Here is a 25,021-nt window from a genome sequence, read left to right as displayed (position 1 = left end):
GGCCCCGCGGCAGTTCCCCCGCCCGCATCGTGACCATGGCGCGATAAGTGCCGTTCCTGGAGAAAACCAATTGCCCCGACGGACGTCCCGGGGCGAACCTTGCACGGTTTGAGTCATTCACCGAACAAACCGACGCACACCGAACCATGGGACGTCATGCAGATTCGCGATCTTCCGTACCCGGATCCAGGCGATCCCGATGTCCGGTCAGGCCCACACTTCCTGTTCTGGCTCGGCCGCAATCAGCTGCGCGGCCAGCTCAAGTCCATGTCCTGGGGCCTTTTGCACCAGTGCTCCCTTGCCGGGCTGCCGCCTGCCGTCGGCTTCGCCGTGCAGGCGGTCGTCGACCGTTCCGGCAGCCGGCTCGCATGGGCGGGCGGCCTGATCGCTGTCCTGGGTGTGCTGATCGCGCTGGGCGACACCATGCTCCACCGGACCGCCGTCACCAACTGGATCACTGCCGCCGCTCGCGTTCAGCAGCTGCTGGCCCGTAAGACCGCGGAGCTCGGCGCGGCGCTCACCCGCCGGGTCGCCGCGGGCGAGGTCGTCGCGGTGTCCACCGGCGACGTCGAGAAGATCGGCTGGTTCGTCGAGGCGCTCTCCCGCTTCGCGGCGGCCGCCGCCGCCCTCGTACTGATCTGCGTGGGGCTCATCCTCTATCTGCCGTCGCTGGGCGTCCTGGTGGCACTCGCCATGCCGTTGCTGGCACTGGCCGTGCTGCCGCTGCTCCCCCGGGCCACCCGGCGCGCCGACCTCCAGCGCGAAAAGGCGGGCAAGGCCACCGAACTGGCCTCGGACACCGTTGCCGGGCTGCGGGTACTGCGCGGGATCGGTGGCGAGGAGCTGTTCCTGGGCCGCTACCGGAGCGCCTCGCAGGAGGTCCGCAAGGCCGCGGTGCGCAGCGCGCGGATGTGGTCGCTGATCTCGGCGATCCAGGTGCTGCTGCCGGGCGTGCTGCTCATCTCGCTGGTCGTGTACGGGGCAACGCTGGCCCGCGACGGCCGGATCGAGGTCGGTCAGCTGGTCACGGTGTACAGCGCGGCGTCACTGCTGCTGTTCCCGCTGCGGCACTTCGAGGAGATCGCGATGGCGTACTCCTTCTCGCGACCCTCCGCCCAGCGCGCGGTCCGGGTGCTGTCGCTGCACCGCACCGACCGGCCGTCGACCGTCGACGCAACACCCACCGGCGATCTGTACGACCCGGTCACCGGGCTGATGGCCCCGGCCGGCCTGTTCACCGCGGTGGTCTGCGGCGATCCGGACGAGGCGGGCCGGCTGGCGGAGCGTCTCGGCGGACACGCGCATGCAAACGCGGACTCGGACGAGGCCGGGAACGGGAACGGGAACGGGGCGGAGGATCCAACGGAGAACGGGGCGGAGGATCCGACGGAGAACGCAGCGCGCGACTCCACGGACGACGCCACGTCCGAGCAGAAGACCCCGTCCGTCCTGCTCGGTGGCGTACCTCTGGACGAACTCCCGCTGGACTCGGCGCGGACCGCCGTACTGGTCCAGGACAAGGACCCGGTACTGCTCTCCGGCACGCTGCGCGAGCTGCTCGATGTACCGTCGTCCGGCCGGGTGACCGCAAAGGACGCGCTGTCCGCCGCCCAGTGCGGCGATGTGCTGGACTCATTGGCGCAGGCGTCCGTCGCCACGGACGGCGACCCGATGACGACACGCATCACCGAACGCGGCCGGTCGCTCTCGGGCGGCCAGCGCCAGCGGCTCGCACTGGCCCGCTCGTTGGTGACCGACCCGGAGGCGCTGGTTCTCGACGAGCCGACCTCCGCCGTCGACTCGCACACGGAGGCCCGGGTCGCCGCCGGCATCAAGGCACTGCGCCAGGGCCGCACGACCGTGGCGTTCGCCTCGTCACCGCTGCTGCTCGACCTCGCGGACCGGGTGGTGCTGGTGCACCGGGGCACAGTCGTCGCGGTCGGCGCACACCGTGAACTCCTGCACACGGACCCCCGCTACCGGGCAGTCGTGACGCGCGAGACGAACGACGAAGTCGCGGTCCTGACCTCTCAGGACGCGATCAAGAGGATCAGGACGATCGAGGAAATCGAGGAACGGGCATGACCGGCGTCGCAGAACCGACGTACGACCCGGCCGCACCGGAGTCGGCGACGACCCTGCCGGTCGGCACTCCCACCACCGTACGGAGCTATGTACGGGAGCTGCTGCGGCGCCACCGCAGGCCGTTCACCGTGCTCATCTCGTTCAACGCCATCGCGGTGATCGCCTCGATCGTCGGCCCGTATCTGCTGGGCGGGCTGGTCGAGGACCTCTCCGGCGGCGTCACCGACCTGCATCTGGAGCGCACCGCCGGGGTGTTCGCGCTCGCGCTGATCGTGCAGACCGTGTTCACCCGGATGATGCGCCTGCGCAGCGCGATGCTCGGTGAGGAGATGCTGGCCGATCTGCGCGAGGACTTCCTCGTACGGTCGGTCGGGCTGCCACCGGGCGTGCTGGAGCGGGCCGGGACCGGTGATCTGCTCTCCAGGATCACCACGGACATCGACCGGTTGGCCAATGCGATGCGCGAGGCCGTGCCGCAGCTGGCGATCGGTGTGGTGTGGGCGGGGCTGCTCCTGACCGCACTCGCCGTGACGGCTCCGCCGCTGGCGCTCTCGGTTCTGGTCGCCCTGCCCGTCCTGATCCTCGGCTGCCGCTGGTACTTCAGGCGGGCGCCGTCCGCGTACCGTTCGGAGGCCGCCGGATATGCGGCGGTCGCGGCGATGCTCGCGGAGACCGTGGATGCCGGACGGACCGTGGAGGCCCACCGTCTGGGTGCGCGTCGGGTGGCGCTGTCGGACCGGCGGATCAAGGAGTGGACGGCGTGGGAGCGGTACACGCTCTTCCTGCGTTCCGTGCTCTTCCCCGTCATCAATGTCACCTACGTGACGATTCTCGGCGCGGTACTGATGCTCGGCGGCTGGTTCGTCATCGAGGGCTGGCTGACCGTGGGGCAGCTGACGACGGGTGCGCTGCTGGCGCAGATGATGGTCGACCCGATCGGCCTGATCCTGCGCTGGTACGACGAGTTGCAGGTCGCGCAGGTGTCGCTGGCCCGGCTGGTCGGCGTACGGGACATCGAGCCGGACGCGGGCGATGCGGAGGTCGTCCCGGACGGCCGTGATGTCCGGGCGGACGAGGTGCACTTCGGCTACCGCGCCGGGCTCGACGTCCTGCACAAGGTGTCATTGGACGTCGCACCGGGTACGCGCCTCGCGCTGGTCGGCCCGTCCGGTGCCGGCAAGTCCACGCTGGGTCGGCTGCTGGCCGGGATCTACGCCCCGCGTACGGGTGAAGTCACGCTCGGTGGAGCGGAGTTGTCACGGATGAAGGCGGAACGCGTACGTACGCATGTGGCGCTGGTCAACCAGGAGCACCATGTGTTCGTCGGTTCGCTGCGGGACAACCTCCTGCTGGCCCGTACCGACGCCGGAGACACCGAGTTGTGGGCGTCGCTCGCGGCGGTCGACGCGGACGGCTGGGTGAGGGCCCTGGAAGAGGGGCTGGACTCCGAGGTCGGTTCCGGCGGCCTGGCGCTGACGCCGGCTCAGGCCCAGCAGATCGCGCTGGCCCGGCTGGTCCTGGCCGATCCGCACACGCTGGTGCTGGACGAGGCGACGTCGTTGCTGGACCCGCGGGCCGCGCGGCACCTGGAGCGTTCACTGGCCCGGGTGCTGGACGGTCGCACGGTCGTGGCGATCGCCCACCGGCTGCACACGGCGCATGACGCGGATGTGATCGCGGTGGTGGAAAGCGGCCGGATCAGCGAGCTGGGCAGTCATGACGAGCTGGTGGCGGCGGACGGCGCCTATGCGGCGCTGTGGCGGTCCTGGCACGGCTGAGAAAGCCTGCACGCCCCCTGTGCAGGTTCCGCGTCTCGATGGACAGTGCGCGTGAAAGGACGACAGCTGGGCAATTTTGGGGCGGGGCTTTCGCAACGGCACGTACGTCAACGGGAGGCCGCTGCAGGGGAGCTCGGCCGCCTGGGAGCTGACCGATGGAGACGAGATCCGCCTCGGAAATGCGCTCCTGCTGGTCACTGTCACCGACGCGAAGCCCGCGACCGTGCCCGATGCCCGCCCGGAACCCGCCGACGCCCCGCACACGCTGCTGGCCGCCGCGGAGGCGGGCGAAACCGACCTCACCGAGATCCGCGGCTACCAGCTGCTCCAGGAGCTCGGCCGTGGCGGGCAGGGCGTCGTCCACCTCGCCCGCCGAGAGGAGACCGGTGAACTCCTCGCCTTGAAGACGCTGTTGGCCCATGGATCCGTCAGCCGGGCGGCCCGCGAGGGGTTCCTGCGCGAGTTCGCCTGCACGCGGGCGCTGCGGCACCGCAGTTGGTCGCCTTCCACGGTGGCCGCGTGCACGGCAGCACGTTCTACTTCACCTGCGAGTTCTGCCGTTGGGGCAGTGTCGCCGACCGGGTCGTCCGGGCCGGCGGCAGACTGAGCGTCGAACAGGCGCTGGCGATCACCCTGCAGACGCTGCGCGGCCTTGACTACGCGCACGCCGCGGAGGTACCCGTACGGCTCCCCGACGGGACCGTCACCGTGCGTCGCGGGCTGGTGCATCGCGACATCAAACCGCAGAATCTGCTGCTCACCGGTGACCACGAGCGGATGACACTCAAGATCGCTGACTTCGGCCTGGCCAAGGCGTTCGACAGCGCCGGGCTGTCCGGGCAGACCCTGACCGGCGCCATGGGCGGAAGCCTGGCCTTCATGCCGCGCGGCCAGGTGATCGACTTCAAGTACGCTCGCCCGGAGGCAGATCTGTGGGCCGTGACAGCCTGCCTGTACTGGATGCTCACCGGCTCGGCCCCACGTGACTTCCCGCCCGGCGCCGACCCGGTCGCCGTCGTCCTGCGCGAGCCGCCGGTGCCGGTACGTGACCGACTGCCCTCCCTCCCCCGGCGGCTCGCCGAGCTGATCGACGCCGGCCTCGTCGACCAGCCCCGGATCACTCCGACCACCGCCTGCGACCTTCGGAGCGCCATCCGTCAGGCCATGTGAGGCGCACCTTCCACCGCAACCGAGGAGGCCTGAGGTCAGAGGCCCCTGCGTGGGCATCTGCAATTGCACACGGACTGTCTCCGCGGCGATCGAATGACGGCTCTTCAGCCGCGCTTCGAGGCCCGGACGATCCGGGCCACGATCTCTTCCGCGACGGCCTCCACGTCGGCGTCCACGACCAGGTCCACATTGCCGTCCGGATCGGCCGTGAAGACGGTCAGCCCTTCGTCGGTGACCTCGACCGTGCCGCGTTCGGTGGTGTAGAGGTCGGGGCGCAGCAGGGAAAGTGCGGTGATCGGGTCGTGCGGGACACTCCACGGTTCGCCGGTGAAGCCGGTCCAGGCGTCGATCTCGCGGGCGAGCGCCGCGCCGTACGCGCCGGCCTCGCGGATCGCTTCGATGCCGGGCTGTTCGATGCGCAGCCGCGTGGTGATGTCCAGGCCGGTCACGACGGTGCGGATGCCGGAGCCGAAGACCGCGCGGGCGGCCGTGATGTCGCTGACGATGTTGTGCTCCGCCTTGGCTCCGGGCCCGAAGCTGCCGCCCATCATGTACAGGGTGCGTACGCCCGCGGCGAAGCGGTCGTCGAGCCTGATCGCGCGGGCGATGTTGGCGAGCGGGGCGATGGCGATGACATCGGTCGCGCCGGGCCGGGCGAGGACGGAGTCGACGAGGAAGCGGTCGGCGGCGACGGTGTCGCGTACCGGCTCGGTCTCCAGGTCGGTGAAGGCCCTGCCCTCGTGTCCGGCCCACCAGACCTCCTTGCCGGAGAGGGTCTCGGTGGCTCCGGGGACGACGGTGAGGTCGTGTCCGGCGAGGGCGCCGAGCCGGTGCGCGAGGCGGGCCCGGAGCAGGGTGTCGCCGTAGACGGTGGTGATGCCGGTGATCCGGGCCTCGGGTGAGCCGAGCAGCACACCCAGGGCGAGCGCGTCGTCGACATCGCTGCCGATGTCGGTGTCGAGAAGGATGTCGGCGAGGGGGTGGGTCACGGTGTTCCTCGGGTCGGTGGGGATGGGTTTTGGTGTTCCGGCGGTCGGTTCAGCGGCCGTCACTTCAGACCGCTGCCCGCGATCGACTGTGTGAAATACCGCTGCAGGCGCAGCAGGACGGCGAGCGGGATGACGGTCAGGACGACGGCGGCGGCGAACACCTGGCCGTAGTCGACGACCATCTGGCCCTGAAGGGTGCCGAGGGCGATCGGGCCGAGTTGTTTGTCAGGTTCGGTGCCGACGAGCAGCGGCCACATGTAGGACTGCCACTGGAAGGTGAACAGGGTGAGTCCGGCGCCGATCAGGGCGGGCCACGACAGAGGTACGTAGACCTTCCGGAAGATGCCCCACCAGCCGAGCCCGTCCATCCGGGCAGCCTCTACGAGTTCGCGCGGGATGGCCAGGAAGAACTGGCGCAACAGGAAGATCGCCAGGCCGTTGCCGATGCCGGGCAGGATCAGTCCGGTGTAGGTGTTCTGCAGCCCCCAGTCGCGGAAGATGTCCGAGAGCGGGATCGCTATGGCGTCGAACGGGATCATGAAACTGAGCAGGATCACGGCGAAAACGAGGCCGCGGCCACGGAATCGGAACACCGAGAGTGCGAACGCGGCCATCGCGGAGAGCAGCAGCCCGAGCAGGACGGTGGCGGCTGCCACGCCGATGGAGTTGAGCACGGCGCGGCCGAAGTCGCCCTGGAAGAGCGTCACATAGTTGTGCAGCGTGGCGTCGGTCGGGATCAGGCTGCTCCAGGAGAGCCGGTCGAGTCCGGCCAGGACCTTGTCGCCGGGGCGGAGCGATCCGGTGAGCACCCACAGGAGCGGGAGGGCGAAGAGCACGCCGATGACGACGGCGGTGGCAAGCGGCATGTGCCTCAGAGCGGAGGGGCGGCGTCCCGTCGGCTGCTGGGGGGCGGTCGTTGTCTTCATCGATTCACTCCTCGCCCTTGCCCTGCATCATCCGGAACTGGACGGCGACGACCGCGAGGGTGATCGCGACGAGCACCACCACTTCGGCCTGGGCGAAGTTGATGTCGCCGACGCTGTATGCGCGGCGGAACACGTCGTACATCATGAGATTGGTCGAGCCGTCGGGACCGCCGCGGGTCAGCAGTTGCACGGGGGCGAACACCAGGAAGTTGGAGACGGTGTCGGCGACCAGTACGAAGGCGAGCGGGCGGCGCAGCAGCGGCAGTGTGACATGGACGAACCGCTGCCAGGCGGAGGCGCCGTCGACGGCGGCCGCGTCGTAGCACTCCTGAGGGATGTCCTGCAGCCCGGCGATGAGGAACATCATCCAGTAGCCGACGCCGACCCAGGACATCAGCACGATGAGCGCGAAGAGTGCCTGTTGCGCGCTGGTGAGGAAGGGCTGCGGCGGAATGCCCATCGTGCCGAGGATCGCGTTGAGCGGCCCTTCGGGGCGGTAGAGGATGCCCCAGATGACCGCGGAGACGGCCGGCGGCACGGCGATGGGAGCGAAGACCAGCGACCGCCAGAAGCGGACGCCGGCGAAACGGCGGTTGAGCAGGACGGCGAGGCCGAGGGCGATCAGCACCTGGAGCGGGTTGATGACCAGGCTGAACAGCATTGTCACGCGGACGCTCTGCCAGAACTGGCTGTCGCCGAAGAGGTCCGCATAGTTGTCGAAGCCGACGAAGGTGGTGACGCCGTCGACCAGGCTGTGGTGGCGCAGACTGCTGACGAGTGCCATCGCGGCGGGCAGCAGTCGCAGGACCACGAGGGCGAGCAGCGCGGGCGCCAGGAAGTACAGGGCGGTCCTGCCCTGCGAGGTGGAGCGGCGGCGCGGCCGGCGCTTCGGGGAGCGGGTTGCTGTGGTGGTCATCGCAGTCGCTCCCAGGTGCGCACCAGTTCTCCGGAGGCTTTCGCCAGCCGGGGTTCCACTGCGAGGCCGTTGCGGATGTCGGAGAAGGCGGAGCCCATGACGGTCTCGAACTGGGTGTAGCCGATGCTGCGCGGCCGGCTGACGGCGGTGTGCGCGAGTTCGTACCGCATGATCGTGGCCACGTCGGCGGTGCTCTTCGTGGCCTTGTGCTCCAGGTCCGCCGCATAGCGGTCGAAGGCCTTGCGGTTCGACGGGATGAGCGGGGATGCCTCGACGGTCGCGAGGCTGCCGTCGGTGGTCAGGGCGGCGTACTCCATGAACCGCAGTGCCGCGTCGGGGTGTTCGGCGTACGGGTTCACGCCCCAGGACCAGGAGTCGGTGGGGGTGACGGCGCGGCCGTGGGCGAACTTCGGCTGCGGCGCGGTGCCCCAGGCGAAGTCCTTCAGCCCCGCGAAGGCACCGAGGTTCCACGGGCCGCCGACGAAGAACGGCACCCGGCCCGAGGTGAAGAGCGAGGAGAGCTGGTACGAGGGGACACCGCGCGGCGACGAGCCGTCGGCGAAGAGCGCGCGGTACCAGTCGAGGGCGTCGATCCAGCCCTGGGTGGTGACGGCGGGGGTGAGCATGTCCTTGCCGGTGATGCCGGAGCCGCCGTGCAGGGACTCGATGAGCGGCTGGAGCCCGTAGTAGAGGTCGGTCTGTTCCAGCAGCAGGGCGTAGTCGGCGCCTGCCCTGTCCATCGTCCGGCGGCCGACGCTCTTGGTCTGCTCCCAGCTCCAGCGGTCCGCCGGGGCCCCCCCGGGGAGCGGTGCGCCGGCCTTGGTGAGCAGGTCCGCGTTGTAGAAGAGGTACTGGGTGGAGGTCCAGATCGGCAGGGAGCGGAGCCTGCCCTGCCAGGAGCTGACGCCGTACTGCTCGGGGGTGACGGCGGCCCTGGTGCGGTCCGCGACCGGGTCGAGGTCGGTGAGGAAGCCACGGGCGGTGAGCGCCGGCACCCGGGGCTGGTCGACGGTGTACACGTCGATCGCGCTGTCCTTCGCGGAGAGCCGCAGCTGGAGGACGTCGCCGAGTTGGTCGGGCGGCACGGGGGTGTAGTCGATCCGCAGGTCGGGGTTGGCGCGCTCGAAGCCTCGGATGACCGCCCGGAACGTCTCGGGGGTCTCCGGGCCGAGGAACCGTACTGCTGTTCTGCCGTCCGCCGGGCGGCCGCCCGAGCAGCCGGCCAGGGCCGCCGCGGACGCCACGCCGAGTGCGGCGCCGAGCACGGTTCTGCGGCTGGGAGAGCTCGTCATACGGCTCTCCGGCCTGCGATGGACATTGGTTCTCCAAATCGTTTTGCATAACCTGACTCGGCCTCTGTCAGGCGCGATAGCGAGCACCATACAAAACGTTTTGCACAATGGGTAGAGTGACTTCGAACACCAGGACAACAATCCTGGACGACAATGGGAGGTCGATGGTGCAGGGCGGGAGCCGGATCAAGATCGTGGATGTGGCGTCCGAAGCGGGCGTCAGCGTCACCACGGTCTCCCATGTGCTGAGCGGCCGCCGCCCGGTCTCGGCCACCACACGCGCCCGGGTCGAGGACGTCATACAGCGACTCGGCTACCAGGCCGACCCCTCGGCGCGCGGTCTGCGCACCCAGCGCACCCGCACCCTGGGCCTGGTCGTCCCGGACATCACCAACCCGTTCAACACCTCGATCGCCGCGGGCATGCAGGAGATCGCCCTGGCCCACGAGTATCTGACGGTGGTCTGCGAGGCCCCGATGGACGGCCCGCACCTGCCCGCGGTGATCCGGCAGTTGGTTGCGCGCCGTATCGACGGCATCGTGATCGGCCGGTACGGCGCCACCCGGCGCGATCTGGACCGGATCGTGGCCTCGGGATCGAAACTGGTACGGCTCGGCGGACGGCTGGAGCCGGCGCTCGGCGATGTGGTCAGGGCCGCCGAGACCGAGGGGATGTACGACCTGGTCAGCCATCTGGTGGGCCGCGGCTACCGGCGTATCGCCTTCATCGGCGGTGCGCCGGGGGTGGAGCCGGGCGAGGAACGCTTCGCGGGCTACCGCAAGGCCCTGGAGGCGGCCGGGCTGCCGGTGCCCGGTGAGCTGGTCGCCTGGACCGGCTTCACCCGCGAGGGCGGGCGGGCCGGGGCCACCACCGTGCTGAACGCCTCGCAGCGGCCCGACGCCGTGGTGTGCGCCAACGACCTGATCGCGATCGGCGCGCTGGACACGGCACGGGCCGCCGGGCTACGGGTGCCGCACGACGTGGCGATCACCGGGTACGACGACATCGAGGCGGCCTCGCTGGTCTCCCCCGCGCTCACCACGGTCCTCAACCCGGCCCGGGAGATCGGCCGTTCGGCCGCGCAGCTGCTGGTCGACCGGCTCGACGGGGACGGTCCGGGAACGGCCAGGGAGATCGTCCTGGCCCACCGCCTGGTACCCCGCGAGTCGGCCTGAGCGCTCCGACGCCTGAATCCGGGCAGCCGGAACCCAACGGTCGGACTACAGCCATCGGACCCCGGCGGTCAGATGAAGTTCAGCGCGGCCGCCCCGCCCACTCCCCCGAGCACCATGAAGACCGGCATCAGCACCTTCAGCTCCACCCAGCTGCCGGCCCGGAACCGCATGCCCTTCGGCGGCCCGATCGGGTACCAGCGCTTGCGGCCCAGCGGGATGGGCCACAGTATCGGGCAGCCGGAGACGGTCAGCGCGTCACCGATGTCATGGACGAGGGCACCGAGCACGATCGGCAGCCCGAGCCACAGATACTCCTGGCCGGGGGCGCTGAACAGCCAGTCCGAACCGTTCCCCGGCTTGTCCAGGACGCCGGCCAGTATCCAGGCGCTGGTCGCGCCGAGCAGCCACACCAGGACGTCGCTGGACATCCGGGCGGCCCGCCACAGCAGTCCCTCGACGGCGAGCACCAGGTGGACGAAGAGGATCGCCAGGACCGCCCACCGGCCGCCGGTGATCGCCGCGGCAGAGGCCCCGGCACCGATCAGGACCGCCCACAGCCAGGTGTGCGTCAGGGTCCGGTGGCCGCCGTTGCGGTGCGAGTCGCCGCGCATCTTGGTCGCCTTGTAGACGGCATGCGAGAGCTTGTCGACGATCTCGCAGAGTCCCCGGGAGACCGGCCCGAAAGCGCGCGAGATCGTCGCGGACTTGTGGTCGAGGTCCGGGGCGAGCGCGGCTCCGGCGGTGATCAGCGCACCGACGGCGAGGACGGGCCACGGCATCGCGTGGCCGGCGGCGGCCGCCGCCGCGCCCACCCCCAGCCAGGCCGCCGCCCCTGACAGTGAGTGTGCCGGTCCCATCATTGTTCTGCCCGCCCCCAAAATTGTCCTGCTGCCATTGCCGCCCAGGCACGGCCGAGTTGAGTGGGCAGCGTATCGTCCGTGATCTTCATACGGTCGTCCGGTTCCCTCATCCGGGCGGAAGGCAGGCAAGATGGGGGCGTGACCCTTATCGATCAGCTGCCCCCGACCGACGACCCCGACGCCCTCTTCGAGGCTTTCTCGTCATGGACGAAGACGCAGGGCATCACCCTCTACCCCGCTCAGGAGGAGGCGCTGATCGAGGTGGTCTCCGGCGCGAATGTGATCCTTTCGACCCCGACCGGCTCCGGAAAGAGCCTGGTCGCGGCGGCTGCACACTTCACCGCCCTGGCCCAGGACAAGGTCACCTTCTACACCGCACCGATCAAGGCGCTGGTCTCGGAGAAGTTCTTCGACCTGTGCAAGCTCTTCGGTACGGAGAACGTCGGCATGCTCACCGGCGACGCCTCCGTCAACGCCGACGCCCCGGTGATCTGCTGCACGGCCGAGGTACTGGCCTCCATCGCGCTGCGCGACGGGAAGTACGCCGACATCGGCCAGGTCGTGATGGACGAGTTCCACTTCTACGCCGAACCGGACCGCGGCTGGGCCTGGCAGATCCCGCTCCTGGAGCTGCCGCAGGCCCAGTTCGTCCTGATGTCGGCCACGCTCGGTGACGTCAGGATGTTCGAGGAGGACCTGACCCGCCGCACCGACCGCCCCACTTCCGTGGTGCGCTCCGCGACCCGGCCGGTGCCGCTCAGTTACGAGTACCGGCTGACCCCGATCACCGAGACCCTCACCGAACTCCTGGAGACCAGGCAGTCGCCGGTCTACATCGTGCACTTCACCCAGGCCGCGGCCGTCGAGCGGGCGCAGTCACTGATGAGCATCAATATGTGCACCAAGGAGGAGAAGGAGAAGATCGCCGATCTCATCGGCAACTTCCGCTTCACCACCAAGTTCGGCCAGAACCTCTCCCGCTATGTGCGCCACGGCATCGGCGTGCACCACGCCGGCATGCTGCCGAAGTACCGGCGCCTGGTGGAGAAGCTCGCCCAGGCCGGTCTGCTGAAGGTGATCTGCGGTACCGACACCCTCGGCGTCGGCGTCAACGTGCCCATCCGCACAGTGCTGTTCACGGCGCTCACCAAGTACGACGGCACCCGCGTCCGTACGCTGCGCGCACGTGAGTTCCACCAGATCGCGGGCCGCGCGGGCCGGGCCGGATTCGATACGGCGGGCTTCGTCGTGGCGCAGGCGCCCGAGCACGTCATCGAGAACGAGAAGGCCGTCAAGAAGGCGGGCGACGACCCGAAGAAGAAGCGCAAGGTGGTCCGCAAGAAGGCCCCCGAGGGCTTCGTCGCCTGGTCGGAGACCACCTTCGACAAGCTGATCCAGTCCGATCCGGAGCCACTGACCTCCCGTTTCCGGGTCACGCACACGATGCTCCTGTCCGTGATCGCGCGCCCCGGCAATGCCTTCGATGCGATGCGGCATCTGCTGGAGGACAACCACGAGCCGCGCAGGGCGCAGCTGCGTCACATCCGCCGGGCCATCGCGATCTACCGCTCGCTGCTGGACGGCGGTGTCGTGGAGCAGCTCGACAAGCCGGACGCGGAGGGCCGGATCGTCCGGCTCACCGTCGATCTCCAGCAGGACTTCGCGCTCAACCAGCCGCTGTCCACCTTCGCGTTGGCCGCGTTCGACCTGCTTGACCCGGACTCCCCCTCGTACGCGCTGGACATGGTCTCCGTCGTCGAGTCGACGCTCGACGACCCGCGGCAGATCCTCGCCGCCCAGCAGAACAAGGCGCGCGGCGAAGCGGTCGGGCAGATGAAGGCGGACGGAGTCGAGTACGAGGAGCGCATGGAGCTGCTCCAGGACGTCACGTACCCGAAGCCGCTGAGCGAGCTGTTGTGGCATGCCTACGACGTGTACCGCAGGAGCCACCCGTGGGTGGGCGACCACCCGGTGTCGCCGAAGTCCGTGATCCGTGACACGTACGAACGCGCCATGACGTTCACGGAGTTCACCTCCAACTACGAGCTGGCCCGCACCGAGGGCATCGTGCTGCGCTATCTCGCGAGCGCGTACAAGGCTCTTGAGCACACCATCCCGGACGACATCAAGTCCGAGGACCTTCAGGACCTGATCGCCTGGCTCGGCGAGATGGTCCGTCAGGTGGACTCCAGCCTCCTCGACGAGTGGGAGCAGCTCGCCAACCCGGAGGTGGAGACCGCCGAGGAGGCGCAGGAGCGGGCCGACGAGGTGAAGCCGGTCACGGCCAACGCCCGCGCCTTCCGCGTGCTGGTGCGCAACGCGATGTTCCGCCGGGTGGAGCTGGCCGCGCTGGACAAGGTCGCCGCGCTCGGCGAGCTGGACACAGACGCGGGCTGGGACGAGGACGCGTGGGGCGAGGCGATGGACGCCTACTGGGACGAGTACGAGGATCTGGGCACCGGTCCGGACGCCCGCGGGCCGAAGCTGCTGAAGATCGACGAGGACGCCGCGCACGGCCTGTGGCGGGTCCGGCAGACCTTCGCCGACCCGAACGGCGACCACGACTGGGGCATCAGCGCGGAGATCGACCTGGCGGCTTCCGACGAAGAGGGCCGGGCGGTCGTCAGGGTCACCTCCGTCGGCCAGCTGTGACCGCGCCGACCATGCGTCCGGCGCCCCTGCGAGAGTGGAGACGAACCGCATGACGAACCCCGCCGAGCGCCTGGTCGACCTCCTCGACCTGGAGCGGATCGAGGTCAACATCTTCCGCGGGCGCAGCCCCGAGGAGTCTCTTCAGCGGGTCTTCGGCGGCCAGGTCGCCGGGCAGGCGCTGGTGGCGGCCGGCCGTACCACCGACGGGGACCGGCCTGTCCATTCCCTGCACGCCTACTTCCTGCGTCCGGGGCGTCCGGGGGTGCCGATCGTCTACGACGTCGAGCGCGTCCGGGACGGCCGGTCGTTCACCACCCGCCGGGTCACGGCCGTCCAGCAGGGCCGCTGGCACGACAAAGCCCCGCCCTCCCCGGAGATCGGGAAGAGCGGGGCTCACATGGACGTGCAGGGACCGGCTGTCGACATCACCCGGAAGGACCCGCCTCGGTCGCTCGTCCCGCGTGGGAACGCTGTACCTCAAGGATCGGCGCGTTCCCACGGGGGCAACTATCAGCGCTGAGTAAAGTCGTCTGCTTCATACCTGTCGATGGCGAGGAAGTCCGGTACGAAGGAGGGTCGATCCGGTGCGGAGTTGGGGTTGGCTTCGTACTTGGCGAACCTCTGTCCGGTCTGGTTGAGGATGGGGAGCGCCGCCGGAATTACCCGCCCACCGCTGACAACGACCACGGGCTGACCGTCCCGGTACTCGATGGACAGTTTCCCGATGTCTTCGGGCTTGACCTGGTCGGCCGGGATGAGCACGGGCTCGGTCGTCTCGGGCTTGAGCTGAACCTTGGCCGGGCCCTTGGCGTTGGGCGTGTACTCGGGCATGTCGCCTCCTCACTGGTCCGGCACGCTGCCGACCTGCGTAGATCTTCCCATGACGTTTCGCATCCCCACCATCACTGTCGGTAGTTCGGGCGTGATTCCCCGCACCCCCGTAAACCCCGCCCCCTTCGCTCAGTACCTGACTGCCCGGAGCCGGCGTAGCCGCCAGCCCGGCCCACGGCAGCGGGGGATGGATGACTCTCCGTAGGGCTCCACCCATCACCGGCGTCGGAAGTCGCGTGCGCAAGATGAACCAACTATCAAGTGACGATTGACGCTCCGATCAGCGGAAACACATGGAACCGCGGACCGGCCCCGATCGCTCGTCCTGCGTCCGGGGTGGACGTGCATCATGTCCGCCCGCTGTCTCTCAGCGGTGAACGCTTGAACGTTCAGGTGCAGCAGTGGGCTACCGCATGGACCACCACGCGGTCAGGATTTCCGGCCCCTGCCGCCTACCGCGGGCCAGGGGTGACGCCCTCAACACGCGGGCTTATGTGGAGAAGCAGAGCCGCCGGGTGGGACGGCCCTGCTCCTCCGCCGCGCCCGTCGGTAGGCGCGGACCATACCTAGCCCCCGGCGGGGTGCGGGGGCACAGAAGGGGCCGGTACGGAGCCTGTGGGGTGGTTCATGAAGTCCATTCGCTGACCGCGATCAATGCACTGCAACCCGTTACCAGCAGGCTGGTAGTCATGTGGAGGACACATCGTCTTCACCTTCCCTGACGACGAACGCGCGGCCAGCAGAAAACCGCTGGAACTGCCGATGGTTGCTGTCGCCGGCATGGGCCATGCACGCCGTGTCGACGGCTTCCTGATCGGGCCTGGCTGCCACCGACCACCCGCAGGACCGGCACGCGGCGGAGTACACCGTCGGGATGTCCGGGTGTGACCGGATGGTGTGCGGGACGAACCGGATGACGGAGAAGGGACTCACCGGGCTGCCTTTCGCGTCGCGTGCGGGTGACGCCGGATCTCGATCGCCAGATCAGCAGCGTGCGACATGTCGTAGGCCGGACTGCCTTTGTTCGTCGCCTGACGCCACTGCGATGCCAGCGCGCGGCAGACGGCACAACCGGGAGCCGCTTTGGGCTCGTTCGGTAAGACGTCGTCGCTCAGGAACACCGGTCCTGACTGTGCGCCTCTTACTGTCATCCCCGCACCTTCGCCGTGGGCTCGATGACCAGAGCATTTCGCCGTGCGGAGGCTTGAGACAGGGACGTCACGTCCTAGTGTCCTGCACCGGAGATCCATCGTTAGTTCCTGTATGAGTGTTTCTGCGGGTGTGCCCGCACCGCGTCGTGGTCCGAAGCTGGAACCGTTGTTGTTGTCCGTTGACGAGCGTGCGGTGCTGGAGCGTTGGGCCCGGCGGGCGACGTCTGCGCAGGCGGTGGCGTTACGGGCGCGGATCGTGCTGGCGTGTGCAGGCCCTGACGTTCCGCCGATTGTTGTGGTGGCGCGGGATCTTCGGGTAGCGGCGGATACGGTCCGCAAGTGGCGTCGGCGGTTCCTGGCCGCCCGGCTGGACGGGTTGATGGACGAGCCCCGGCCGGGTCGACCGCCCACCATCAGCGTCGACCAGGTGGAGGCCGTCGTGGTCAGCACGTTGGAGGAGATGCCGAAGAACGCCACGCACTGGTCGCGCAAGTCGATGGCCGACCGCAGCGGGCTGTCGAAGTCGACCGTGGGCCGAATCTGGCGCAAGTTCCATCTCAAGCCTCATCTGACGGACACCTTCAAACTGTCGGCGGACCCCTTGTTCGTGGAGAAGGTCTACGACGTGGTCGGGCTGTACTTCAATCCGCCCGAAGGGGCGGTGGTGCTGTCGGTGGACGAGAAGTCGCAGATCCAGGCGCTGGACCGGTCTCAGCCGGTGCTGCCGATGATGCCGGGCATGCCCGAGCGTCGCACCCACGACTACGTCCGCAACGGTCTGACCACCCTCTTCGCGGCCTTCGACGTCGCGACCGGCGAAGTCATCACCTCGCTGCACCGTCGGCACCGGGCAGCGGAGTTCAAGAAGTTCCTCATCAAGATCGAAAAGGAGGTTCCCGGGCACCTCCAGGTCCACCTGATCTGCGATAACTACGGCACCCACAAGACGCCCGCCATCAAGGCATGGCTGGCCAAACACCCCCGATTCCACCTGCACTTCACCCCTACCAGTTCGTCCTGGATCAACCAGGTGGAGAGGTGGTTCGGCTTCCTCGCCGACCAGAAGATCCGCCGCGGCTCCCACAAAAGCGTGCGTTCCCTGGAAGCCGACATCCGTGCGTGGGTAAAGGAGTGGAACGAAAACCCAACACCGTTCATCTGGACCAAGACGGCCGAGGAGATCCTCGACTCCCTCGCCCGCTTCTGCCGACGGATCTCCGGCGCAGGACACTAGTTTCGCGACGCTATTTCGCGATCCCGAGGAAGTCCGCCAACTTCCGCAGCCCCGGCGGGTGATGTGGGAGCACGAGGAGATCGCGGACGATGGCCACGGCAAGCGTGTGATGGCGCATCCATGTCGGGGCAACTCGCCGAAGGCTCTCAAGGGCCTTTACAGCGCCGTCCGCATTGCCGACGTCGGTGTGCGCGAGCGACGTCCAGGAGCAGCCAGGTTCGCCAAGAGGGCGGTGTGTCCTTGCTCAGCCTCATACCCTTGGCCAGACGTAGCGCCTCCTCCGGTCGGTCGTGCTGCACGGCCAGGCGTACACGCTCGATGCGGACAGACGACTTGCTGAAGACGGACAAGAGACGCCCGTCCCCCTCCGTGGGCAGCATCTTCGCCAGACGGCCAGCGGCCTTCTCCGCGGCGCGCATCATCCTGTCCGCATCGTCATACTCGTCCAGCCGGGCGTACGAGGTAGCAGCACTCATCGTCAGGCCACCCCACACGCGCAGGCCCGACGCGTCGGCAGTGAGCCCGTCCCGCTCCAGGCCATCGGCCGCGTACAGGGCAATGCTCTTCGCGTCGTCCAGCCGGTTGGACCTCTGGTAAGCCCACGCCAGGGAGTTGCAGATCATCGGGACAAGGAGAGGATCCTCGGAGGCTTCCGCGGCAGCTATGGCACGCTCCAGGGCGGCAAGGGCAAGATCGAGCTTGCCCAGACGGATGCTCAGGTGCCCGGCCAGCTGGAACGCCTTGCCGAGTGCCGCTTGCCCCCCGTCAGACCCCTGCGACGCCGTGAGACGGGCATCAGCAAGGATTCCAGGCAGCAGGTTCAGAAGCTGTGGGAACTCTGCCGAGTGATACATGGACCACGCATCAGCGATCTCGGCCCGCAGCAGTGAAGGCGTGAGGACCTCCGCCCCGTCAGACTCCTGCGGAGGGGCAAACATGAGCGGGTGAACGGCTCGACGAACGGCCACCAACTGTGGCGGGTCGGACTCTCCCGTTGACGGGACGCCGGGAGGGTCACCCAGCAGCGTCGTCAGCTCAACGCCGAGCCCGCCGGCCAGCGCATGCAGTGTCGGCAGGCGTGCGGACCCCTTGCGCTTCTGCTCCAGCTTGCGGATGACGTCGACGGACACGCCCGACTTCTCCGCCAGCTCTTCCTGTGTCAGGTCCGACAGCCGGCGGAGCCGGGACAGCTTGTCTCCGAGATGCTCACTCACAGCTCAGACGGTACGCCGCCGACAGTCAAACGGGCCAGGAACTCAGACGTCGAAGCCCAACGCGCGCATGCGACGTCGGTACAGGCGCCCGTGTGCCTGCGTGCAGAACCGACGTGCCCGGCCCGGCCCTTCCTTCTGCGGTACAGGGGCGTTGCAGTGGCCGCAGGTAACATTCTCGTTGTTCTTCATGGTGTGCCCTCTCGAAGTCATAGGAGGCCCTGGATGCGCCGTGTCGGCGCTCTCCGACGGCAGTTGGGGTAATGCGTCGGCCCGTTCCTCCGTGGCGGTGGAGCGGGCCTGTCTGCGTCAGGTGTGCGTCAGACGATGCGACCAGCGGTGAGCGCGCGGCCGGTGTCGGCGTCGCGTACCTCAATGCGGTGGTCGACGATGTCTGTGATCTCTCGATTCCCAACCCATACGTGGTTCCCCACGACGATGTTCGGGGGCTGGGAGCCGCCGCTCTTCGCGGCCCGGATGTCGTCCCATTGGCCGGAGGTGAGGACCGGTTCGGACTTCCCGGTCCCGTTGGCGACGAGGGACAGCCCCTCCGGGAGGTAGCCGCCGTTGTCGTACCAATGAGGCGAGCGGGACGGCCACTTCGAGTAGGCGGCTGCTGGGCTTCCGTAGTCGGGGCGGCCCTTGATGTACTTCATGCCCCACTTGATCTGGGTGGCGGGGTTCGTCAGCCAGTCGGAGCCGGCAGATGCCATCTTTGACGCGGGAAGCGCCTGCGGGATGCCGTATGCGCCGGAGCTGGGGTTTTTCGCGTTCCAGCGCCAGCCGCTCTCGCCCTGCCACAGCTTCTTCAGCGGGCTCCACTGGGAGTCGCCCCAGCCGAACTCACCCAGCATCTGCCGGGCTGCGGTCTGAGCTGCGCCCGTGGTACCGCCGCTCCCGCCACCTATCGACGGCTTGAAGCCGTAGACGTCGGTGAAGAGCGCCCTATGAGCGCCACGTGCACGGGACCCGACGAGTACGCCGTCCCCGCCCCTGCTCTCCACGTTGACGCCCGCGAGCGTGCCGGCCGTGTGGCCGACGCCTGCGTTGGTGACGCCGATTTGGAAGGGCGCATTGAGGTTGCGGACCCAGCCCGCGGGGGCACGGATACCGCTGAACGCACCGGCTACCCAACGTCTGTGGGGCTTCTCACCGCGGATGACGGACTCGATGGCGCTCATGAAGCCGCTGCAGTCCCACGAGGGGCTGCCGTTGCCGCCCCACTGATAGGGCTTGCCCGCCTGCGTCTTGGCCCAACTGAGTCCAGCGGCAGCGTTTCCGCCTCCGCCACCGGAGCTGAAGAAGCTAGTTACCGCGTCCTTCATATCCGTGAGCATCTGTATGGGCATCTTCGCCACCGACTTCGCCCACGGGTTCATCAGGATCGGCGACATGGTGTTGGTGATGACGCCCTTGGCCGACTGGAAAATCTTGCCAGGGTTGAGGTAGTCGAACGCGCCGGAAAGGAGCTTCCCTGCGTCGCTCGCCTTGTCCTACATCCAGCCGACGATGCCGCCGTCCTTGAACGCTGGCATTCCATCGGCGATGGCACGCTGAACACCGCCAACACCGCCTGAACGGGCAGCAGCATTCCATGCGTTGATGCGGTCCGCGCCGACTGCGCGCGTCTACTCCGGCCGCATGACGGCTTCACCACCGCCAACGGCGATAACGCGATCATCACGACCAGGAGAGTAGCCGGACATGATGCCGCCGGTATGGAATCCCTTGGGGCCCAGCTTCTTGAGCTTGTCAGCTCCGGTGATGGATGCAACCTTGTTCCACAGTGGGACGATTCCGTCGTTGTAGACGTGCTCGATAAAACTTCACCGGGCGTTTGGCAATACTCTGAAGCTGATCCCACTGCTTCTTGATACTGTCCTTTGCCAGCTTGAAAGCTTCTGCGACGAGGCTTACACCTTGCTTGATCTTGGAACGGCGGCTTGATTGTCTTATCCCAGAGCCACTTCGCCTTGTCGCCAATCCAGCCGAATACCGGCTTGATCGCCTTATAGGCGAGGTTCATAGCGGGCGAACCGGCCCGCGATGCGCCCCATGGCCACCTCAAATGCCTCCCGCTCCAGCGTGCGGGATCTACGCTGTGGAGTGGCCACCGTCTCGTCGTCAGTCCACACACCCACGATAATCAACGGCAGCCGCGCCCGTTCCCGCACAGGACCCCACCAGCAAGATCACGATCTACAGCTGGAGTATTGGTTTGGCTTTCTGGCCAGACTCCAACTCAACTGGCTACACAGGGATTTACTCTGAGCGTAAATCAGCACTCACTGTAGTTATCCACAGCCACCCGCGGGCGGCGGAGGCCCCAGGTGACGTCGACGAGGAAAACGGGGCGGGCGGCGGAAGCCTGCGAACGTGCCACCTACCTCCCCAAGTAAGGCCAACACCGTCACCTGTTCGTTACCTAGAGGGTGCGTCAGATGTCCACGCGGAGTGCCTCATCCGGACCGACGACGGCGCGCACGGACTCAATCCGTCGCCTCCTCCGCTGCGATTGCCTCCAGGGCAGCGGCTTCAGGGTCCTCTTCCGGCTGGTACGTGAACACCAGTCGCTTCGGGTCGAACGACCTGCTGCCCTTGACCGCCGCGCGCTTCACCTCGATGCGCACGCGGAACAACTGGTACAGGTTGTTGTGCCCCTGCTCGCCACGTTCGCGCAGCGCCTTACGTTCCTCCGGGTCGTCGACGATGAACTCTCCCTTCTCGTTGACCGCGGACGACCGGAGGATGAGTTCGTTGTGGCGGTGCCATTCCGTGGCGACCGTGCGACCGGTGTCCTTGAGCACGGTGGTCACCTCTCGCGTCGGCAGGCCGCGTAGACGTTCGAGGCGTTCTGTGAGGCTCTTGTGCTGAGTGCGGAACCGTTCGACAGCGCCACCCTTGTAGACGCCCGCCCGACGGTCGGCCTCAAGTTCGTCCAGTGCGGATTCAGCGGCCTTGATGTCATTGGTGTAGCTGACCTCAGGCACGTGCTCCTCCAGGATGTACGCCATGCTTCCGTGCCGCTGGAGGAATTCCTCCCCCACCCACTTCTCGACTGGATCGGCGACGATGTTCACGCCAGGGCAGTCGAGCCCCTTGGACCGCGACGGGCACCGGTACCGAAGTCCGCGCCGGTAGCCGTCGTTCCGCACTTCGGTCGATCCGTCCCGGTACGTGCGCCCGCCGCACTCGTAGCAGTGCTGCACGTACGTCAGGGGGCTTACGTTCTTCCGGCGGGGCTTCTCCGTGCGGGCCCGCTGCGTCTCGCTCTGCGGCGTCGACTCGGTTAGCTCCCGCAGCTGGTCTTGCTCGTCCAGGGTGAGGATGGGACGGGCAATCATCACCGGGAGCCCATCGTCCCCGCGCACGATGCGCCCCTCGTGGTCCGTGATGACCCCGGCGGTTGTCGGGTTCAGCAGGATGCGTACCAACGTCTCGCGGAGCCACTTGGTCCCCTTCGGCTCCTTGCCCGCGTCGACGAGGCGACAATCTGATTCGGTCAGCTCCCCTTCTTTGTTGAGCCGCTGAACTTCCGCGTGCGGGGTCGTCCGGGGGCGTCCAGTCAGCCCGAGGATGTTGTCCGCCGCTTTCCGGATTACGCCGCATCGGTGGTCGTGGTCACCAAGTCGCCACCCGAGCGACTTACCCGTTTCGGGGTGGTGCCCCAAATGGACCTTGACGCGTCCGTATGGCACTCGCCCGCCAGGCCAACGGCCCATCTGCCGGAGGGTGTCGCGAGTTTCCTGCGCGCGCTCCTTGATGACCTCCAATTCGTTCTCTGCGAACATCGCCGCGATGCCGGCGAACATCCGGCCCTCTCGGGTGCTCGGGTCGATGTTCATTCGCACGGTGTTGATGCGCTTGCCGTTGTCCCTGCACCAGTCCAGAAGGCTGGAGAACCAGACGACACGACGGGCCCACCTGTCGACGCGCAATGCCACCATGCCGTCAAACGGCTTCGGCGGGACAGGCTCCAACCACTCCGCCAAATGCTTGCGCTTCCACGGAGATACCTCTCCGGAGACGTCGGTGTCGACGACGACTGCGACGACGACCCCGTGCGCCACATCCTCAACCCAGCGACACCCCTCCTCGGTCTGTCGCTCGACGGATGTGCTCTCGTCGGTGTCGCGACTCAGGCGCACGTAGACCACCCATCGGTCACCCGACGTGGTGGCGGCCATCGTCGGCCGGCGCGAGTGCTTGACGCCCCGTCGGCGAGGCTCCCCTGCGTGGGTTCCTACCATGAGCCGTACCCCTCCCCTATTGCCAAGTAGTGTGAACATTACTCGCTGGACCACGCGATGTGGTTCCACCGGCCGTTCCGGGCGGACGAGTGGTTCCTCTACGACCAGGAGTCGCCGATCGCAACAGGCGGACGGGGGCTGGCGCGCGGCCGGATCTACGACCGCGGAGGCAATCTGCTCGTGTCCGTGGTGCAGGAGGGGCTGTTCCGCCGCCTGGGCGAGTAGCCGTGCCCGGGCTCAGGTGCCGGGGAGCGGGTCCTGCTCGACCTCGTGGCGGCGGCTGCGGATGTCCGGGGGCGCCGGGTGCAGTTTGGCGTCGCAGGCCGGGCCGAGGCCGGTGCGGCGTGACTCCGTACCGGTGAGCGGGCGCCCGCACATGCGGCAGCGCACCACCCGTCGCCGGGCGGTCCGGTCGGCCGGACCGTCGGGCAACGGCTCGACGCCGGATTCGGGGAAGGGTTCAGCGGACTCCACGAATCGATCTTCTCAAGACGCCCGTCCACTCCGCGACTTCCGAACGGCACACAACGGAGGAGTTCACGGGTGAGCAGCGTGCTGACATTGGAGTCGGTCCCCCGGCCGAAGAAGGACAAGGAGGCGAGACAGGACATCGCCTCTGATGCGGTCGCGTCCATCGGCCATGTCGTCAAGTTCGCGGACGAGCCCGGCGGGGAGTCCCGGGTGGTCGCCCATGTGGAGCGTGAGCTGCCGCAGGGCGGGATACCCGCGTACCTCGCGGCCCGCAAGACGGGTGCGCGTTCCTTCGTCCTGTGGGCCGGTCCCGATCGCCGGGCCCGGGTGGCGACCCTGGTCACCACATCCGCGGCCGATGGCGTCGCCACGTACCAGATGCTGGGCGCGCAGGGTGAGCCCATCGGCACAGTCGTCCGCGAGAAGGCCCTCTCCGGGAAGGGGCTGCGGACCCGCTGGACGGTCGCGCAGACCGGTTGCCAGGAGGCGGTCGGCCTCAAGGGCCGGATCTTCTGGTAGTACGTGTGGTGGCTGCTGTTCCCCGTCCAGGTGGCCATCGGCGTGGGCAGCCTCCTGAGCGGCAGCGGCGATGCGGCGCGGGGGCCGCGGCGCATCATCTGGCGGGCCGGCCAGGATGTCCCGCTGGAGTTCCGGTCGGACGACGACGAGATCCATGTCCACGCACCGTGGGTCGACTGGCGGCTCGCAGCCGCGCTGACAGCGCTGATCCGCACCTTCGACAGCTGGATGGGCACTCCCTGGGACGACAAGCGGCAGTGAGCCGCAGCGGGCGCCGGTGGCCGGCCCGGACCCGTCAGGGGGCGAGGATTCTGGCCTTCTGAGCCGCGAACTCGCTGTCGCTCAGCACTCCTTGGCTCTTGAGGTCACCGAGTTCCTTGAGCTGAGCGATCTTGTTGCTCATCTCGTCCTCCGGTGCGAGAGACGTGGGAGCGGGCGACGGAGGCGCTGCGGGGGCGGGCTGGGCCGCCTGTGCCTGCGCGGCGTCCTGCTGCGCCCAGCGGCCCGCCTGCCGCCGGGAGACCCGGTTGGAGACCGAGGTGGCGGTTCCGGCGATCACCGCCGTACGGGCGACGCCGCGAAGAAGGCCTGGCATGGTGCATCTCCTTTGACTGGCTCTGCGCGGACGGTCCGCCCGACCGAGGGTGAGCGGGGACGGTCGGCCCGACGGGACCGTGAACGGCTCAGACCCTGGACTCGGCCGCGTCGAGCGAGGCCAGGACCTCCTGGATCGGGATACGCCCGTTGGCGACGAGGCGGCCTCCGGAGCGGCGCAGCGCGGCCGCGAGGGGTCCCGCCCACACGTTCTCGTAGATGAGGATTCCGGCAGCGCTGCCGGGTTCGAGGACCGTGCTCGCCTCGTCGATGTCGTCCTGGCCGAGCAGGCCCGAGGATGCCCCTTCGAACACGGCGAGGTCTTCACCGCCGTCCCCGGTCGCTTCGGAGAGTTCCACGCCCTCGACCGTTCCGTCCTGGTTCTTCCTGACGAAGATCAGATCCAGGATCCGGATGATGCCCCGGTCGACCAGGTCGACCAGCAGGGGCAGTCCTTCTCCCGTCATCCGGCTTCCCGTCGGGAACTCGATCACCAGGTAGTCGATCGGTCCCGTCTCGTCGCTCTCGCCGCTCACGCCAGCTCCTCAGAATCTCGACTGCCCCGGTTCCGCCGGAGACCACGGCCTTGGCCATTGCAACAGCGGGTGGACCGCAGCGCATCTCGGCCGTGCACGTGGGTGATCCTGGGCCCCGTTGACCCATGGGACGGACAGCTGGTCCCTCCCATGGCCGAGTGGCCCACCGGGTCGTCGAAGCCGTCCCGGCCGGGCACGACGTGCTGTTCGTCGTCCGCCCGGCCGGGCGACTCGCCCCGGTCACCAACAACCGCATCCCGGCTGCACATCCGGGAGACGTCGCCGTCCTGCGGAGTCCCCCGTCCAGGCGGCTGTCGGCCTGATGGCCGTCGCCTGATGGCCATCGTCAGCGGCACTCCCGGTCGCGCGCCCGGTCCAGCG

At 68.3% G+C, this 25,021-nt stretch carries 21 protein-coding genes and 4 pseudogenes; 12 read left to right on the top strand and 13 right to left on the bottom strand.

All coding sequences use genetic code 11. The features are described 5' to 3' along the window. Positions 1-156: 156 nt before the first annotated feature. From OG609_RS35955 to OG609_RS35940, 4 genes are all read left to right on the top strand, one after another. Entirely contained in the window at positions 157-2,085 is a 1,929-nt protein-coding gene (locus OG609_RS35955; RefSeq protein ID WP_327276651.1) for an ABC transporter ATP-binding protein, read from the top strand. After that, positions 2,082-3,863 carry an ABC transporter ATP-binding protein gene (locus OG609_RS35950; protein ID WP_327276650.1) on the top strand — a complete coding sequence of 594 codons (1,782 nt, stop codon included), beginning with the start codon at positions 2,082-2,084 and terminating at the stop codon, positions 3,861-3,863. The genes OG609_RS35955 and OG609_RS35950 overlap by 4 nt, the downstream gene beginning before the upstream one ends. Positions 3,864-3,939: 76 nt before the next feature. Further along, a complete protein-coding gene (locus OG609_RS35945; RefSeq protein ID WP_327276649.1) occupies positions 3,940-4,470 on the top strand; it encodes a serine/threonine-protein kinase in 531 nt (176 codons plus the stop codon). Continuing rightward, a complete protein-coding gene (locus OG609_RS35940; protein WP_327276648.1) occupies positions 4,383-5,033 on the top strand; it encodes a serine/threonine-protein kinase in 651 nt (216 codons plus the stop codon). The genes OG609_RS35945 and OG609_RS35940 overlap by 88 nt, the downstream gene beginning before the upstream one ends. A 104-nt stretch (positions 5,034-5,137) precedes the next feature. Here OG609_RS35940 and OG609_RS35935 read toward each other — a convergent pair whose 3' ends face one another. The 4 genes from OG609_RS35935 to OG609_RS35920 are packed head-to-tail and all read right to left on the bottom strand — an operon-like array spanning position 5,138 to position 9,156. Next, positions 5,138-6,022: a nucleoside hydrolase gene (locus OG609_RS35935; RefSeq protein ID WP_327276647.1), complete on the bottom strand. Its 885-nt coding sequence runs from the start codon at positions 6,020-6,022 to the stop codon at positions 5,138-5,140. Positions 6,023-6,081: 59 nt separating this feature from the next. Then, entirely contained in the window at positions 6,082-6,948 is an 867-nt protein-coding gene (locus OG609_RS35930) for a carbohydrate ABC transporter permease (protein ID WP_327276646.1), read from the bottom strand. Between the two features lie 4 nt (positions 6,949-6,952). Further along, positions 6,953-7,864, bottom strand: a complete 912-nt coding sequence (locus tag OG609_RS35925) for a carbohydrate ABC transporter permease (RefSeq protein ID WP_327276645.1) — start codon at positions 7,862-7,864, stop codon at positions 6,953-6,955. Next, positions 7,861-9,156, bottom strand: a complete 1,296-nt coding sequence (locus OG609_RS35920) for an ABC transporter substrate-binding protein (protein WP_327276644.1) — start codon at positions 9,154-9,156, stop codon at positions 7,861-7,863. Before OG609_RS35920 ends, OG609_RS35925 begins: the two co-directional genes overlap by 4 nt. A gap of 116 nt (positions 9,157-9,272) precedes the next feature. On the opposite strand from OG609_RS35920, the gene OG609_RS35915 reads away from it, so the two are divergent. Further along, positions 9,273-10,331 carry a LacI family DNA-binding transcriptional regulator gene (locus tag OG609_RS35915; RefSeq protein ID WP_327276643.1) on the top strand — a complete coding sequence of 353 codons (1,059 nt, stop codon included), beginning with the start codon at positions 9,273-9,275 and terminating at the stop codon, positions 10,329-10,331. Between the two features lie 68 nt (positions 10,332-10,399). Here OG609_RS35915 and OG609_RS35910 read toward each other — a convergent pair whose 3' ends face one another. Further along, on the bottom strand, positions 10,400-11,191 hold the full coding sequence (locus OG609_RS35910; RefSeq protein WP_327276642.1) for a metal-dependent hydrolase: 792 nt from the start codon (positions 11,189-11,191) through the stop codon (positions 10,400-10,402). Between the two features lie 138 nt (positions 11,192-11,329). Between OG609_RS35910 and OG609_RS35905 the strand changes: the two genes are divergently transcribed. Continuing rightward, the gene (locus tag OG609_RS35905) at positions 11,330-13,843 is read left to right on the top strand and encodes a DEAD/DEAH box helicase (protein WP_327276641.1); all 2,514 of its coding nucleotides are present in this window, start codon (positions 11,330-11,332) and stop codon (positions 13,841-13,843) included. Positions 13,844-13,892: 49 nt separating this feature from the next. Beyond that, a pseudogene (locus tag OG609_RS35900) lies at positions 13,893-14,189 on the top strand (acyl-CoA thioesterase); the annotation flags it as partial. A gap of 164 nt (positions 14,190-14,353) precedes the next feature. Here OG609_RS35900 and OG609_RS35895 read toward each other — a convergent pair. Continuing rightward, on the bottom strand, positions 14,354-14,674 hold the full coding sequence (locus OG609_RS35895; protein WP_327276640.1) for a hypothetical protein: 321 nt from the start codon (positions 14,672-14,674) through the stop codon (positions 14,354-14,356). Between the two features lie 687 nt (positions 14,675-15,361). Next, positions 15,362-15,607: a DUF7848 domain-containing protein gene (locus OG609_RS46360; protein ID WP_442818024.1), complete on the bottom strand. Its 246-nt coding sequence runs from the start codon at positions 15,605-15,607 to the stop codon at positions 15,362-15,364. Between the two features lie 330 nt (positions 15,608-15,937). On the opposite strand from OG609_RS46360, the gene OG609_RS35890 reads away from it, so the two are divergent. Continuing rightward, positions 15,938-17,059, top strand: coding sequence for an IS630 family transposase (locus OG609_RS35890; RefSeq protein ID WP_327272935.1), 1,122 nt, complete (start codon positions 15,938-15,940; stop codon positions 17,057-17,059). Positions 17,060-17,069: 10 nt separating this feature from the next. Here OG609_RS35890 and OG609_RS35885 read toward each other — a convergent pair. The 3 genes and pseudogenes from OG609_RS35885 to OG609_RS35875 form a co-directional block, all read right to left on the bottom strand. Beyond that, positions 17,070-18,231: pseudogene (locus OG609_RS35885) on the bottom strand (helix-turn-helix domain-containing protein). A 359-nt stretch (positions 18,232-18,590) separates the two neighbouring features. Continuing rightward, positions 18,591-19,565: pseudogene (locus tag OG609_RS35880) on the bottom strand (hypothetical protein); the annotation flags it as partial. Between the two features lie 1,194 nt (positions 19,566-20,759). Continuing rightward, positions 20,760-22,457 (bottom strand): recombinase family protein, encoded by a 1,698-nt coding sequence (locus OG609_RS35875; protein WP_327278294.1) that lies wholly within the window; start codon positions 22,455-22,457, stop codon positions 20,760-20,762. A 105-nt stretch (positions 22,458-22,562) separates the two neighbouring features. Here OG609_RS35875 and OG609_RS35870 point away from each other — a divergent pair. After that, positions 22,563-22,745: pseudogene (locus OG609_RS35870) on the top strand (acyl-CoA thioesterase); the annotation flags it as partial. Positions 22,746-22,757: 12 nt separating this feature from the next. Here the strand turns inward: OG609_RS35870 and OG609_RS35865 are convergent. After that, positions 22,758-22,994: a DUF6011 domain-containing protein gene (locus tag OG609_RS35865; RefSeq protein ID WP_327276638.1), complete on the bottom strand. Its 237-nt coding sequence runs from the start codon at positions 22,992-22,994 to the stop codon at positions 22,758-22,760. A 69-nt stretch (positions 22,995-23,063) separates the two neighbouring features. On the opposite strand from OG609_RS35865, the gene OG609_RS35860 reads away from it, so the two are divergent. Together OG609_RS35860 and OG609_RS35855 are read left to right on the top strand one after the other, a co-directional pair. Then, complete coding sequence (locus tag OG609_RS35860; RefSeq protein ID WP_327276637.1) at positions 23,064-23,510, top strand: hypothetical protein; 447 nt, start codon at positions 23,064-23,066, stop codon at positions 23,508-23,510. 3 nt (positions 23,511-23,513) lie between these two features. Next, positions 23,514-23,771 carry a hypothetical protein gene (locus OG609_RS35855; protein WP_327276636.1) on the top strand — a complete coding sequence of 86 codons (258 nt, stop codon included), beginning with the start codon at positions 23,514-23,516 and terminating at the stop codon, positions 23,769-23,771. Between the two features lie 34 nt (positions 23,772-23,805). Here the strand turns inward: OG609_RS35855 and OG609_RS35850 are convergent, their stop codons facing one another. Both OG609_RS35850 and OG609_RS35845 read right to left on the bottom strand, forming a co-directional pair. Beyond that, on the bottom strand, positions 23,806-24,105 hold the full coding sequence (locus tag OG609_RS35850; protein WP_327276635.1) for an SHOCT domain-containing protein: 300 nt from the start codon (positions 24,103-24,105) through the stop codon (positions 23,806-23,808). A gap of 88 nt (positions 24,106-24,193) precedes the next feature. Beyond that, positions 24,194-24,640: a DUF6325 family protein gene (locus OG609_RS35845; protein WP_327276634.1), complete on the bottom strand. Its 447-nt coding sequence runs from the start codon at positions 24,638-24,640 to the stop codon at positions 24,194-24,196. A 158-nt stretch (positions 24,641-24,798) separates the two neighbouring features. Here OG609_RS35845 and OG609_RS35840 point away from each other — a divergent pair, with 158 nt between their 5' ends. After that, positions 24,799-24,963 (top strand): hypothetical protein, encoded by a 165-nt coding sequence (locus tag OG609_RS35840; RefSeq protein ID WP_327276633.1) that lies wholly within the window; start codon positions 24,799-24,801, stop codon positions 24,961-24,963. Positions 24,964-25,021 lie beyond the last annotated feature (58 nt).

The organism is Streptomyces sp. NBC_01224 (assembly GCF_036002945.1).
Classification (GTDB): Bacteria; Actinomycetota; Actinomycetes; order Streptomycetales; family Streptomycetaceae; genus Streptomyces.
Note: the sequence above shows the minus strand (reverse complement) of the source record. Positions and strands in the feature narration are given on the sequence as shown.

Coding starts and splice junctions, on each gene's coding strand:
- OG609_RS35950 (WP_327276650.1), top strand. CDS start 2,082: ATGACCGGCGTCGCAGAACCGACGTACGACCCGGCCGCACCGGAGTCG.
- OG609_RS35930 (WP_327276646.1), bottom strand. CDS start 6,948: ATGAAGACAACGACCGCCCCCCAGCAGCCGACGGGACGCCGCCCCTCC.
- OG609_RS35920 (WP_327276644.1), bottom strand. CDS start 9,156: ATGACGAGCTCTCCCAGCCGCAGAACCGTGCTCGGCGCCGCACTCGGC.
- OG609_RS35925 (WP_327276645.1), bottom strand. CDS start 7,864: ATGACCACCACAGCAACCCGCTCCCCGAAGCGCCGGCCGCGCCGCCGC.
- OG609_RS35955 (WP_327276651.1), top strand. CDS start 157: ATGCAGATTCGCGATCTTCCGTACCCGGATCCAGGCGATCCCGATGTC.
- OG609_RS35850 (WP_327276635.1), bottom strand. CDS start 24,105: ATGCCAGGCCTTCTTCGCGGCGTCGCCCGTACGGCGGTGATCGCCGGA.
- OG609_RS35910 (WP_327276642.1), bottom strand. CDS start 11,191: ATGATGGGACCGGCACACTCACTGTCAGGGGCGGCGGCCTGGCTGGGG.
- OG609_RS35890 (WP_327272935.1), top strand. CDS start 15,938: ATGAGTGTTTCTGCGGGTGTGCCCGCACCGCGTCGTGGTCCGAAGCTG.
- OG609_RS35875 (WP_327278294.1), bottom strand. CDS start 22,457: ATGGCCGCCACCACGTCGGGTGACCGATGGGTGGTCTACGTGCGCCTG.
- OG609_RS35895 (WP_327276640.1), bottom strand. CDS start 14,674: ATGCCCGAGTACACGCCCAACGCCAAGGGCCCGGCCAAGGTTCAGCTC.